This is a genomic window from Streptomyces thermovulgaris, from assembly GCF_002155915.1.
Classification (GTDB): Bacteria; Actinomycetota; Actinomycetes; order Streptomycetales; family Streptomycetaceae; genus Streptomyces; species Streptomyces thermovulgaris.
In genome coordinates, this window is record NZ_MUME01000195.1 from 1 (window position 1) to 13,244 (window position 13,244).

A 13,244-nucleotide genomic window follows, 5' to 3' on the forward strand; every position below is an offset into this window, starting at 1 on the left:
TCACCGGCACCCGCGCGGCCGCCGCCGGCGGCTACACCTGCGTGTTCGCCATGGCCAACACCTTCCCCGTCGCCGACACCGCCGGTGTCGTCGAGCAGGTCTGGAGGCTCGGCCGCGAGCACGGCTACTGCGACGTGCGGCCCGTCGGCGCCGTCACCGTCGGCCTGGAGGGCAAGAAGCTCGCCGAGCTCGGCGCCATGCACGAGTCCGCGGCCGCAGTCACCGTCTTCTCCGACGACGGCAAGTGCGTCCACGACGCCGTGATCATGCGGCGGGCCCTGGAGTACGTGAAGGCCTTCGACGGCGTCATCGCCCAGCACGCCCAGGAGCCGCGGCTGACCGAGGGCGCCCAGATGAACGAGGGCGTGGTCTCCGCCGAGCTGGGACTCGGGGGCTGGCCGGCCGTCGCCGAGGAGTCGATCGTCGCCCGGGACGTGCTGCTCGCCGACCACGTCGGCTCCCGCGTGCACATCTGCCACCTGTCCACCGCCGGCAGCGTCGAGATCGTCCGCTGGGCCAAGTCCCGCGGCATCCGGGTGACCGCCGAGGTCACCCCCCACCACCTGCTGCTCACCGACGAACTGGTGCGCACCTACGACCCGGTCTACAAGGTCAACCCGCCGCTGCGCACCGCACGCGACGTGCAGGCCCTGCGCGAGGCCCTCGCCGACGGCACGATCGACATCGTCGCCACCGACCACGCCCCGCACCCGCACGAGGACAAGGACTGCGAGTGGCCCGCCGCCGCCATGGGCATGATCGGCCTGGAGACCGCCCTGTCCGTGGTCCAGGAGACGATGGTCGACACCGGCCTGATGGACTGGGCCCAGGTCGCCGAGCGGATGTCCTTCGCCCCCGCCCGGATCGGCCGGGCCACCGGGCACGGCCGGCCCGTCTCGGCAGGTGAGCCTGCCAACCTCACTCTCGTCGATCCGGCATACCGTGGCCGGGTGGACCCCGCGGGCTTCGCCTCGCGCAGCCGCAACACCCCCTACCGGGGAATGGAGCTGCCGGGCCGGGTGACGCACACCTGGCTGCGGGGCAAGGCCACGCTCGTCGACGGGAAGCTCACGTGACCTCTGTATTCCTGATCGCCGCCGAGAGGACGTCGGCGCCGGTCACCGACTGGGCCGCACGAATCGGCTGGGTGGTCGGTCTTCTGCTGTTCGTCGCACTCGTCTACTGGCTCATGCGCGAGGGCTGGAAATGGCGCGGCACCCTTCAGGGCGACCTGCCGCCGCTGCCTGCCGCGCCGGAGCCGTCCGGCGAGGCCAGACTGACGATGAGCGGCCGCTACCACGGCTCCACCACCGCCGGGCAGTGGCTCGACCGCATCGTGGCCCACGGCCTGGGCACCCGGAGCCGGGCCGAACTCACCCTGACCGACGCGGGCCTGCACGTCGTCCGTCCCGGCGCGACGGACTTCTTCGTCCCCGCCGGTGCCCTGCGCGGCGCCCGCCTCGACAAGGCCATCGCCGGCAAGGTGCTCACCGAGGGCGGCCTGCTGGTGGTGACCTGGGCCCACGGCGACCGGCTGATCGACTCCGGGTTCCGCTCCGACCGGGCGGCCGAGCACTCCGCCTGGGTGGACGCACTGAACGAGATGACCAACACGACGGAAGGCGCACGATGACGACCTCCACCAGGGAATCCGCGAAGGTTCCCGCCGTACTCGTCCTGGAGGACGGGCGGATCTTCCGCGGCCGTGCCTACGGGGCCGTGGGGGAGACGTTCGGGGAGGCCGTGTTCTCCACCGGGATGACCGGCTACCAGGAGACCCTCACCGACCCGTCGTACGACCGCCAGATCGTCGTCGCGACCGCCCCGCAGATCGGCAACACCGGCTGGAACGACGAGGACGACGAGTCCCGGCGCATCTGGGTCGCCGGATACGTCGTGCGCGACCCCGCCCGCGTGCCCTCCAACTGGCGCGCCACCCGCTCGCTCGACGACGAGCTGATCGCCCAGGGCGTCGTCGGCATCCGCGGCATCGACACCCGCGCCCTCACCCGCCATCTGCGCGAGCGCGGCTCGATGCGCGCGGGCATCTTCTCCGGCGAGGCCATCGCCCCCGAGGCCGAGCTGCTCGCCCGGGTGCAGGCCCAGCCGCCCATGAAGGGCGCCAGCCTCTACGAGGAGGTCGCCACCCAGGAGACGTACGTCGTTCCCGCGATGGGGGAGAAGAGGTTCACCGTCGCCGCGGTGGATCTGGGGATCAAGGGGATGACGCCGCGGCGGATGGCCGAGCGGGGCATCGAGGTGCATGTGCTGCCTGCCACGGCCACCGTGGAGGACGTCTACGCGGTGAACCCGGACGGGGTGTTCTTCTCCAACGGTCCGGGTGATCCGGCCACCGCCGACGGTCCTGTCGCCCTGATGCGGGCGGTGCTGGAGCGGGGCACGCCCTTGTTCGGCATCTGTTTCGGCAACCAGATCCTCGGCCGGGCGCTGGGTTTTGGCACCTACAAGCTGAAGTACGGCCACCGTGGCATCAATCAGCCGGTGCAGGACCGCACCACCGGCAAGGTGGAGGTCACCGCGCACAATCACGGCTTCGCCGTGGACGCGCCCCTGGACAAGGTCAGCGAGACCCCGTACGGCCGCGTGGAGGTCTCGCACGTGTGCCTGAACGACAACGTGGTGGAGGGGCTGAGGCTGCTGGACCGTCCGGCTTTCTCGGTGCAGTACCACCCCGAAGCGGCCGCGGGCCCGCATGACGCCGCCTACCTGTTCGACCGCTTCGTCTCCCTGATGGAGGGCCAGCGTGCCTAAGCGCACCGATATCCAGTCCGTCCTGGTCATCGGCTCCGGCCCGATCGTCATCGGCCAGGCCGCCGAGTTCGACTACTCCGGCACCCAGGCGTGCCGGGTGCTGAAGGCCGAGGGCCTGCGGGTCGTGCTCGTCAACTCCAACCCGGCGACGATCATGACCGACCCGGAGATCGCCGATGCCACCTATGTCGAGCCGATCACCCCGGAGTTCGTCGAGAAGATCATCGCCAAGGAGCGGCCGGATGCGCTGCTGCCCACCCTGGGCGGGCAGACGGCCCTGAACACCGCCGTCGCCCTGCACAAGAACGGCGTCCTGGCCAAGTACGGCGTGGAGCTGATCGGCGCCAACATCGAGGCCATCCACCGGGGCGAGGACCGCGACCAGTTCAAGGAGGTCGTCGAGGCCGTCCGGCGGAAGACCGGGCACGGCGAGTCCGCCCGCTCGGTGATCTGCCACTCCATGGACGAGGTGCTGGCCGGCGTCGAGGAACTCGGCGGCTACCCGGTCGTGGTGCGCCCCTCCTTCACCATGGGCGGCGCCGGCTCCGGTTTCGCCCACGACGAGGAGGAACTGCGCCGCATCGCCGGCACCGGGCTCGAACTCTCCCCGACCAGCGAGGTGCTCCTGGAGGAGTCGGTCCTCGGCTGGAAGGAGTACGAGCTGGAGCTGATGCGCGACAAGAACGACAATGTCGTGGTCGTCTGCTCCATCGAGAACCTCGACCCGATGGGCGTGCACACCGGTGACTCCATCACCGTCGCCCCGGCGATGACCCTCACCGACCGCGAGTACCAGATCCTGCGCGACATCGGTATCGCCGTGATCCGCGAGGTCGGCGTCGACACCGGTGGGTGCAACATCCAGTTCGCGGTCAATCCGGACAACGGCCGTGTCATCGTCATCGAGATGAACCCGCGGGTGTCGCGGTCGTCGGCGCTGGCGTCGAAGGCGACCGGTTTTCCGATCGCCAAGATCGCCGCCAAGCTGGCCATCGGCTACACCCTCGACGAGATCCCCAACGACATCACCCGGCAGACCCCGGCCTCCTTCGAGCCGACGCTGGACTATGTGGTGGTCAAGGCGCCCCGGTTCGCCTTCGAGAAGTTCCCCGGCGCCGATGCCACGCTGACCACCACCATGAAGTCGGTCGGCGAGGCGATGGCGATCGGCCGCAACTTCCCCGAGGCGCTGCAGAAGGCCCTGCGCTCGCTGGAGAAGAAGGGAAGCCAGTTCACCTTCGTGGGTGATCCCGGTGACAAGGAGGAGCTGCTGAGGGCGGCCGCCCGGCCGACCGACGGGCGGATCAACACCGTCATGCAGGCCATCCGCGCCGGTGCCACTGCGCAGGAGGTCTTCGCCGCCACCAGGATCGATCCCTGGTTCATCGACCAGCTCTTCCTGCTCAAGGAGGTCGCCGACGAGCTCGCCCAGGCCCCCGAGCTGACCCCCGGGCTGCTGGCCGAGGCCAAGCGGTACGGCTTTTCCGACCTGCAGATCGGCCAGATCCGCGGCCTGCGCGAGGACGTCGTGCGCGAGGTGCGTCACGCGCTGGGCATCCGCCCGGTGTACAAGACGGTGGACACCTGCGCGGCGGAGTTCGCCGCGAGGACGCCGTACTTCTACTCCTCCTACGACGAGGAGAGCGAGGTCGCCCCGCGCGAGAAGCCCGCGGTGATCATCCTGGGCTCCGGGCCGAACCGGATCGGGCAGGGCATCGAGTTCGACTACTCCTGCGTGCACGCCTCCTTCGCCCTGGCCGAGGCCGGCTACGAGACGGTGATGGTCAACTGCAACCCCGAGACCGTCTCCACCGACTACGACACCTCCGGCCGGCTCTACTTCGAGCCGCTCACCCTGGAGGACGTGCTGGAGGTCGTCCACGCCGAGCAGCAGGCCGGCCCGCTGGCCGGGGTGATCGTCCAGCTGGGCGGCCAGACCCCGCTGGGCCTGGCCCAGGCCCTGAAGGACAACGGCGTGCCGATCGTGGGCACCTCCCCGGAGGCCATCCATCTGGCCGAGGACCGCGGCGCCTTCGGCCGGGTCCTCAAGGAGGCCGGCCTGCCCGCCCCCAAGCACGGCACCGCCACCACGTTCGCCGAGGCCAAGGCGATCGCCGACGAGATCGGCTACCCGGTCCTGGTGCGCCCCTCCTACGTGCTGGGCGGGCGCGGGATGGAGATCGTCTACGACGAGGCCCGTCTGGAGGCCTACATCGCCGAGTCCACCGAGATCGGCCCCTCCCGCCCGGTGCTGGTCGACCGGTTCCTGGACGACGCCATAGAGATCGACGTCGACGCCCTCTACGACGGCCACGAGCTCTACCTGGGCGGGGTGATGGAGCACATCGAGGAAGCGGGCATCCACTCCGGCGACTCCGCCTGCGCCCTGCCCCCCATCACCCTGGGCGGACACGACATCAAACGCCTGCGCGCCTCCACCGAGGCCATCGCCAGGGGCGTGGGGGTGCGCGGACTGATCAACATCCAGTTCGCCATGGCCGGGGACATCCTCTACGTGCTGGAGGCCAATCCGCGTGCCTCGCGCACCGTGCCCTTCACCTCCAAGGCCACCGCCGTGCCCCTGGCCAAGGCCGCCGCCCGCATCTCCCTGGGCGCCACCATCGCCCAGCTGCGCGAGGAGGGCCTGCTGCCCCGGACCGGCGACGGGGGCACGCTGCCGCTGGATGCGCCGATCTCGGTCAAGGAGGCGGTGCTGCCCTGGTCGCGTTTCCGGGACACCTCCGGGCGCGGGGTGGACACCGTGCTGGGGCCGGAGATGCGTTCCACCGGTGAGGTGATGGGCATCGACTCCGTCTTCGGCACCGCGTATGCCAAGTCGCAGGTGGGGGCCTACGGGCCGTTGCCGACCAAGGGGCGGGCGTTCATCTCGGTGGCCAACCGGGACAAACGGTCGATGATCTTCCCGGCGCGGGAGCTGGTCGCCCACGGGTTCGAGCTGCTGGCCACCTCCGGCACCGCCGAGGTGCTCAAGCGCAACGGCATCCACGCCACCGTGGTGCGCAAGCACTCCGAGGGGCCGGGGCCGAACGGGGAGCGGACCATCGTCCAGCTCATCCACGACGGCGAGGTCGATCTGATCGTCAACACCCCCTACGGCACCGGCGGCCGGCTGGACGGCTACGACATCCGCACCGCGGCCGTGGCCCGCTCGGTGCCCTGCCTGACCACCGTCCAGGCACTGGCCGCGGCCGTGCAGGGCATCGACGCCCTCCAGCACGGCGACGTCGGCGTCCGCTCCCTGCAAGAACACGCGGACATCCTGAACGCGGCACGCGCCTAGCGGCCCCGAGGGGGACACCGGAAACGGTGTCCCCCTCTTCACGAGGACTGCCTCCCCACGAGAACTTCCTTCACGAAAACTCCCCTCTTCACCGGGCCCGGCCGGGACCCGCTTCCCGGGCCCCGGCCGTATCCGGACCCCCTTCCCACGGACCCACGAGGAGCCAGAGAACTCAGCCATGTACAAGCTTTTCTTCCGGCTGGTCTTCCAGCGGATGGACCCCGAGCGGGCGCACCACCTGGCCATCCGCTGGATCCAGTGCGTCGCCCGCATCCCGGTGCTGCGCACCTTCGTCGCGGCCGTGCTCGCCCCCCGCTGCAAGGAGCTGCGCACCGAGGCCTTCGGGCTGCGGATGCACGGCCCGTTCGGGCTCGCCGCCGGCTTCGACAAGAACGCCGTCGCGATCGACGGGATGGCGATGCTGGGCTTCGACCATGTGGAGGTCGGCACGGTGACGGGGAGGCCGCAGCCCGGCAACCCGAGGAAACGGCTGTTCCGCCTGGTCGCCGACCGTGCGCTCATCAACCGCATGGGCTTCAACAACGAGGGCTCGCTCACCGTCGCGGCGCGCCTGGCCTCCCGCATGCCCGTGTTCCGGACCGTCGTGGGCGTCAACATCGGCAAGACCAAGGTCGTCCCCGAGGAGGAGGCCGTCGGCGACTACGTCAAGTCCACCGAACGGCTGGCCCCGTACGCCGACTACCTGGTCGTCAACGTCTCCTCGCCGAACACCCCCGGCCTGCGTGATCTGCAGGCCACCGAGGCGCTGCGCCCGCTGCTGAGCGCCGTGCGCGAGGCCGCCGACCGGGCCGTGCCGGACCGCCGGGTGCCGCTGCTGGTGAAGATCGCGCCGGACCTCGCCGACGAGGACGTCGACGCCGTCGCCGACCTGGCCGTGGAGCTCGGCCTGGACGGGATCATCGCCACCAACACCACCATCGCCCGCGAGGGTCTCGGACTGGCCTCCGAGCCCTCGCTGGTCAAGGAGACCGGCGGGCTCTCGGGCGCGCCCCTGAAGGAGCGCTCCCTCCAGGTGCTGCGCCGTCTCTACGCCCGTGTGGGCGACCGTGTGACGCTGATCGGCGTGGGCGGCATCGAGGACGCCGAGGACGCCTGGCAGCGCATCCTGGCCGGCGCCACGCTGGTCCAGGGCTACAGCGCCCTCATCTACCAGGGGCCCTTCTGGGCCCGCGCCGTCCACAAGGGGCTCGCCGAGCGGCTGCGCACCAGCCCGTACGCCACGCTCGCCGAGGCAGTCGGCGCCGATGTGAGAAAGGCAGGCACGACGGCATGAGCCCGATCGAACCCTTCGGCGCGCGGCTGCGCCGTGCGATGGACGAACGCGGCCCGCTGTGCGTGGGCATCGACCCGCACGCCTCCCTGCTGCTGGAGTGGGGCCTGAACGACGACGTGGCCGGTCTGGAGCGGTTCAGCCGCACGGTGGTGGAGGCGGTCGCCGACCGGGTCGCCGCCCTGAAGCCGCAGAGCGCCTTCTTCGAGCGCTTCGGCTCGCGCGGCATCGCCGTCCTGGAGAGGACGGTCGAGGAGGCGCGGGCGGCGGGCGCACTGGTGATCATGGATGCCAAGCGCGGGGACATCGGTTCGACGATGGCCGCCTACGCCGAGTCGTTCCTGCGCGAGGACGCGCCGCTGTTCTCGGACGCGCTGACCGTCTCGCCCTACCTCGGCTACGGCTCCCTGAAGCCCGCGGTCGACCTGGCGCGGGAGAACGGCACGGGCCTGTTCGTCCTGGCGCTGACCTCCAATCCGGAGGGCGCGGAGGTCCAGCACGCCGTACGGCCGGGCGGCCGCACGGTGGGCGCGACCGTGCTCGCGCACCTCGCCGAGGAGAACGCCGGACAGACCCCGCTGGGCTCCTTCGGAGCGGTGGTGGGCGCCACCCTGGGCGACCTGTCGTCGTACGACCTCCGCATGGGTGGCCCGCTGCTCGCCCCGGGCATCGGGGCCCAGGGAGCGACTCCGGCCGACCTCCCCCGGGTCTTCGGGGCCGCGGTGCGCAATGTGCTTCCGAACGTCAGCCGGAGTGTTCTGCGTCACGGTCCCGATGTGGGCGCTCTGCGTGATGTTTCTGAACGTTTTGTGGAGGAGGTCCGGGCCGCGGTGGCCGCGGGCTGAGGCCGGATGAGCGGTCGGGACGGATCAGGGTCTGGATGCGCCCCCGGATCAGGGGCAGTATGTTCTAAATGTCCGATCCGGCGGAGGCTGACCAGGACTTTTCCGCTGTTCTCGCTGACTCAGGCGTCCTCGACCGCTAGTCTCCGTCGAGTGGGGGCACCTCCCACGGCCTCGAGGCAGTGGGCGAGAAGGGGCAAGTGTGTTGCTCGTGGCTCCCCAGGTGTGGGGCGACTAGGTTCCTCACCGGTCCGTATCCGACAGTTCGACATCCGAGGTGACGTAGGCGTGGCTCTTCCGCCCCTTACCCCTGAACAGCGCGCAGCCGCGCTCGAAAAGGCCGCCGCGGCTCGCCGGGAGCGGGCCGAGATCAAGAATCGACTCAAGCACTCCGGCGCCTCCCTGCACGAGGTCATCAAGCAGGGCCAGGAGAACGACGTCATCGGCAAGATGAAGGTGTCCGCCCTGCTCGAGTCGCTGCCGGGCGTCGGCAAGGTCCGCGCCAGGCAGATCATGGAACGACTCGGCATCTCCGAGAGCCGCCGGGTGCGCGGTCTCGGCTCCAACCAGATCGCATCCCTGGAGCGTGAGTTCGGCGGCGGCGGTTCCTCCTGATCCGAGCCCGGGGGGAGGGAGTCCCGGGCACTCCGGGATTGCTGGATAATCGCCCCATGGCTGTAACAACCCGGGGGACAACCCCCGTACCCCCGGACGCACGTCCGCGGCTGACCGTGCTCTCCGGCCCCTCCGGGGTCGGCAAGAGCACGGTCGTCGCCCATATGCGCAAGAAGCACCCCGAGGTCTGGTTGTCGGTGTCCGCGACGACCCGCAAGCCCCGCCCCGGTGAGCAGCACGGCGTCCACTACTTCTTCGTCAGCGACGAGGAGATGGACAAGCTGATCGCCAACGGCGAACTGCTGGAGTGGGCCGAGTTCGCGGGCAACCGCTACGGCACGCCGCGCGCCCCCGTGATGGAGCGCCTGGAGGCCGGTGTACCGGTCCTGCTGGAGATCGACCTCCAAGGGGCACGACAGGTCCGTGAGGCCATGCCCGAGAGCCGGCTGGTCTTTCTGGCGCCCCCCTCCTGGGAGGAGCTCGTGCGCCGGCTCACCGGCCGGGGGACCGAACCGCCCGAGGTGATCGAACGCCGGCTGCAGGCGGCCAAGGTCGAGCTCGCGGCCGAACCGGAGTTCGACGAGACCCTGGTCAACACCTCCGTCGAGGACGTGGCGCGCGAGCTGCTAGCCTTGATGGGTGTCGAGCGATCGTGACAGTGGCTGTGACCGCGGCCACAGCGGTGACAGTCGCCGTGACGGTCGCGACGGCTGATTCTTTCCCACCCATCGGAAGGTAGAGCGTGTCCTCTTCCATCGCCGCGCCCGAGGGCATCATCAACCCGCCGATCGACGAGCTCCTCGAGGCCACCGACTCGAAGTACAGCCTCGTGATCTACGCGGCCAAGCGGGCCCGCCAGATCAACGCGTACTACTCGCAGCTCGGTGAGGGCCTCCTCGAGTACGTCGGTCCGCTCGTCGACACCCACGTCCACGAGAAGCCGCTCTCCATCGCCCTGCGGGAGATCAACGCGGGTCTGCTGACGGCCGAGACCGTCGAGGGCCCCGGTCGGTAGGCCGGCAAGCCGTGTCCGCGCTTCGCGGACCGCAGCAGCTTGTGCACAGGCCCGGCAGCGAGACTGCCGGGCCTGTGGTCCGTTCGGGGGAGCCTGTGACCCGTTCGGAGGACGATGAGCGTTCCCGCGCGGTGATGCAGCATGGTCGTACATTTCCGAGCCGGGGAGAGACGGTGGACAAGCCGAGAGTCGTTCTGGGAGTCAGCGGCGGCATCGCCGCCTACAAGGCGTGCGAGCTGCTGCGCAGGCTGACGGAGTCGGGGCACGACGTACGGGTCGTCCCCACGGCCTCCGCCCTGCGCTTCGTCGGGGCCGCCACCTGGGCCGCCCTGTCCGGCAACCCCGTCTCCACCGAGGTCTGGGACGAGGTGCACGAGGTCCCGCACGTGCGCATCGGCCAGCAGGCCGACCTGGTCGTCGTGGCCCCGGCCACGGCGGACACCCTGGCCAGGGCCGCCCACGGCCTCGCCGACGACCTTCTGACGAACACCCTGCTCACCGCCCGCTGCCCGGTGGTCTTCGCCCCCGCCATGCACACGGAGATGTGGGAGCACCCGGCCACCCGGGAGAACGTGGCCACGCTGCGCCGCCGCGGCGCGGTCGTCCTCGAACCGGCGGTCGGCCGGCTGACCGGCGCCGACACCGGCAAGGGCCGGCTGCCCGAGCCGGCGGAGATCTTCGAGGTCTGCCGCCGTGTCCTCGCCCGGGGCGTGCGCGAGCCCGACCTCGCCGGCCGGCACGTCGTCGTCAGCGCCGGGGGCACCCGCGAGCCCCTGGACCCCGTCCGCTTCCTCGGCAACCGCTCCTCCGGCAAGCAGGGCTACGCCCTCGCGCGCACGGCGGTGGCCCGGGGCGCCCGGGTCACGCTGATCGCCGCGAACACCGCCCTGCCGGACCCGGCGGGCGCGGACGTCGTCCGGGTCGAGACGGCCCTGCAGCTGCGGGAGGCCGTGCTGAAGGCGGCCGCGGACGCCGACGCGGTGGTCATGGCCGCCGCCGTCGCCGACTTCCGCCCCGCGAGCTACGCGACCGGAAAGATCAAGAAGAAGGACGACCAGGAGCCCGAGCCCCTCGCCCTGGTGCGCAATCCGGACATCCTCGCGGAGATGTCGGCCGACCGGGCGCGGCCCGGACAGGTGATCGTGGGCTTCGCCGCCGAGACCGACGACGTCCTCGCCAACGGCCGCAGGAAACTCGCCCGCAAGGGCTGCGACCTGCTGGTGGTCAACGAGGTGGGGGAGCACAGGACCTTCGGCGCGGAGGAGAACGAGGCCGTGGTGCTGGCCGCCGACGGCGGCGAGACCCCGGTGCCGCACGGGCCGAAGGAGGCCCTGGCCGAAACCGTGTGGGACCTCGTGGCCGCCCGGCTGGGCTGATCACCGTTCTTTTTTCGCCTTTCCCCGGCACTTCCCGCTTTGCTGCGTGGCGGCTCTGGTCAAGTTCACCGGACATTGGGCAGAATGCCCGTGCCGCAGGTCACAGCGCTTCCGCGAGGCGAGACAGGTGGGGCGGTGACCGGGCGCGACCGATAAACTGTTCGCGGACGACGCCGGGTACGGTCCCCGTGTCGTCCGTCAATGATCAGCCAGCAGCCGCTGCAAACCCAGGGAGCGCTGTGTCCCGTCGCCTGTTCACCTCGGAGTCCGTCACCGAGGGTCACCCCGACAAGATCGCTGACCAGATCAGCGACTCCATCCTCGACGCACTGCTGCGCGAGGACCCGGCCTCCCGGGTCGCCGTGGAGACGATGATCACCACCGGCCTGGTGCACGTGGCCGGCGAGGTCACGACCAAGGCCTACGCGGACATCGCCACACTGGTCCGCAACAAGATCCTCGAGATCGGCTACGACTCCTCCAAGAAGGGCTTCGACGGCGCCTCCTGCGGTGTGTCGGTGTCGATCGGCTCGCAGTCCCCGGACATCGCCCAGGGCGTCGACGCGGCGTACGAGGCCCGGGTCGAGGGCGACGACGACGAGCTGGACCGGCAGGGCGCGGGCGACCAGGGCCTGATGTTCGGCTACGCGACGGACGAGACGCCGACGCTGATGCCGCTGCCGATCTTCCTGGCGCACCGCCTGGCCAAGCGGCTGTCGGACGTGCGCAAGAACGGCACGATCCCCTACCTGCGCCCCGACGGCAAGACCCAGGTCACCATCGAGTACGACGGCGACAAGGCGGTCCGCCTGGACACCGTGGTGGTCTCCTCGCAGCACGCCAGCGACATCGACCTGGACTCGCTGCTCGCTCCCGACATCCGCGAGTTCGTCGTGGAGCCGGAGCTGAAGGCGCTGCTGGACGACGGCATCAAGCTGGACACCGAGAACTACCGCCTGCTGGTCAACCCCACCGGCCGGTTCGAGATCGGCGGCCCGATGGGGGACGCGGGCCTGACCGGCCGCAAGATCATCATCGACACCTACGGCGGCATGGCCCGCCACGGCGGCGGCGCGTTCTCCGGCAAGGACCCGTCCAAGGTGGACCGCTCGGCGGCGTACGCGATGCGCTGGGTGGCCAAGAACGTGGTGGCGGCGGGTCTGGCCTCGCGCTGCGAGGTGCAGGTGGCGTACGCGATCGGCAAGGCCGAGCCGGTGGGTCTGTTCGTGGAGACCTTCGGCACGCACAAGGTGGAGCTGGAGAAGATCGAGAAGGCGATCGACGAGGTCTTCGACCTGCGTCCGGCCGCCATCATCCGCGATCTGGACCTGCTGCGCCCGATCTACGCCCAGACGGCCGCCTACGGCCACTTCGGCCGCGAGCTGCCCGACTTCACCTGGGAGCGCACCGACCGCGTGGACGCCCTGCGCGCGGCGGCGGGGCTGTAGGGCACGGCCCGCACCGAGCCGGACCGAGGCCCGGACCCCACAGGGGGGCCGGGCCTCGGCGCATGCCGGGACCGCCGCGCGGGGCAATGCTCCAAGCGCCGCCGGCTGTCGGCCCCGTTTGGTAGGAATGCAAGCGTGAGCAGCGAGAACGGTACGGGGCACGGCGACGCCGCGGGGGCGCCGCCGGAGCAGCTCGCGCTCATCCGGGAGAGCGTGCGCAAGGCCAAGGAGCCCCGGGCCAAGCCGCGGACCTGGCGGGGCGCCGCGCTCGCCGAGAACCTGCCGGTGGCCCGGGTGCTGGTCGACAAGGGCGTGCTGCACCTCGACCGGTACTTCGACTACGCCGTGCCGGCCGAGCTGGACGCCGCCGCACAGCCCGGGGTGCGGGTGCGGGTGCGGTTCGGGGCCGGCCGGCACCGGGTGCGGGAGGGACGGCGCGAGGGCGGCGGCCTCATCGACGGATATCTGATCGAGCGACGGGCCGAGACGGACTACTCCGGACCCCTGGCCGCGCTCGCCCAGGTCGTCTCGCCCGAACCCGTGCTCAGCGAGGAACTGCTGGGCCTCGCTGAGCACGGGTTCGG

At 70.8% G+C, this 13,244-nt stretch carries 12 protein-coding genes; all 12 read left to right on the top strand.

Annotation, left to right across the window (positions count from 1 at the left end; translation table 11 throughout):
* On the top strand, positions 1-1,076 hold a 1,076-nt coding region (locus CCN35_RS16655), incomplete at its 5' end, for a dihydroorotase (protein ID WP_086793317.1).
* Entirely contained in the window at positions 1,073-1,633 is a 561-nt protein-coding gene (locus tag CCN35_RS16660; RefSeq protein WP_067397714.1) for a PH-like domain-containing protein, read from the top strand. The genes CCN35_RS16655 and CCN35_RS16660, both read left to right, overlap by 4 nt.
* Positions 1,630-2,772 (top strand): glutamine-hydrolyzing carbamoyl-phosphate synthase small subunit, encoded by a 1,143-nt coding sequence (gene carA / locus CCN35_RS16665; RefSeq protein ID WP_086793318.1) that lies wholly within the window; start codon positions 1,630-1,632, stop codon positions 2,770-2,772. The genes CCN35_RS16660 and carA overlap by 4 nt, the downstream gene beginning before the upstream one ends.
* Positions 2,765-6,073: a carbamoyl-phosphate synthase large subunit gene (carB, locus tag CCN35_RS16670; RefSeq protein WP_067397712.1), complete on the top strand. Its 3,309-nt coding sequence runs from the start codon at positions 2,765-2,767 to the stop codon at positions 6,071-6,073. Before carA ends, carB begins: the two co-directional genes overlap by 8 nt.
* Before the next feature lie 178 nt (positions 6,074-6,251).
* Positions 6,252-7,367, top strand: coding sequence for a quinone-dependent dihydroorotate dehydrogenase (locus CCN35_RS16675; protein ID WP_067397711.1), 1,116 nt, complete (start codon positions 6,252-6,254; stop codon positions 7,365-7,367).
* Positions 7,364-8,209, top strand: a complete 846-nt coding sequence (pyrF, locus tag CCN35_RS16680; protein WP_067397710.1) for an orotidine-5'-phosphate decarboxylase — start codon at positions 7,364-7,366, stop codon at positions 8,207-8,209. Before CCN35_RS16675 ends, pyrF begins: the two co-directional genes overlap by 4 nt.
* Before the next feature lie 285 nt (positions 8,210-8,494).
* Positions 8,495-8,821 carry an integration host factor gene (locus tag CCN35_RS16685; protein ID WP_067397709.1) on the top strand — a complete coding sequence of 109 codons (327 nt, stop codon included), beginning with the start codon at positions 8,495-8,497 and terminating at the stop codon, positions 8,819-8,821.
* A gap of 56 nt (positions 8,822-8,877) precedes the next feature.
* A complete protein-coding gene (gmk, locus tag CCN35_RS16690) occupies positions 8,878-9,477 on the top strand; it encodes a guanylate kinase (RefSeq protein ID WP_067397708.1) in 600 nt (199 codons plus the stop codon).
* Between the two features lie 86 nt (positions 9,478-9,563).
* Positions 9,564-9,836, top strand: a complete 273-nt coding sequence (gene rpoZ / locus CCN35_RS16695) for a DNA-directed RNA polymerase subunit omega (protein WP_067397707.1) — start codon at positions 9,564-9,566, stop codon at positions 9,834-9,836.
* 173 nt (positions 9,837-10,009) lie between these two features.
* Positions 10,010-11,212: a bifunctional phosphopantothenoylcysteine decarboxylase/phosphopantothenate--cysteine ligase CoaBC gene (gene coaBC, locus CCN35_RS16700; protein ID WP_169721362.1), complete on the top strand. Its 1,203-nt coding sequence runs from the start codon at positions 10,010-10,012 to the stop codon at positions 11,210-11,212.
* Positions 11,213-11,451: 239 nt separating this feature from the next.
* Positions 11,452-12,660: a methionine adenosyltransferase gene (metK, locus tag CCN35_RS16705; RefSeq protein WP_067397705.1), complete on the top strand. Its 1,209-nt coding sequence runs from the start codon at positions 11,452-11,454 to the stop codon at positions 12,658-12,660.
* Positions 12,661-12,795: 135 nt separating this feature from the next.
* Positions 12,796-13,244 (top strand): primosomal protein N' family DNA-binding protein (locus CCN35_RS16710; protein ID WP_483883422.1); only part of this gene is annotated, 449 nt, incomplete at its 3' end.

What these genes read in the sequence shown, in the direction of transcription:
- carA (WP_086793318.1), top strand. Translation starts at nt 1,630, where the DNA reads ATGACGACCTCCACCAGGGAATCCGCGAAGGTTCCCGCCGTACTCGTC.
- CCN35_RS16675 (WP_067397711.1), top strand. Translation starts at nt 6,252, where the DNA reads ATGTACAAGCTTTTCTTCCGGCTGGTCTTCCAGCGGATGGACCCCGAG.
- pyrF (WP_067397710.1), top strand. Translation starts at nt 7,364, where the DNA reads ATGAGCCCGATCGAACCCTTCGGCGCGCGGCTGCGCCGTGCGATGGAC.
- gmk (WP_067397708.1), top strand. Translation starts at nt 8,878, where the DNA reads ATGGCTGTAACAACCCGGGGGACAACCCCCGTACCCCCGGACGCACGT.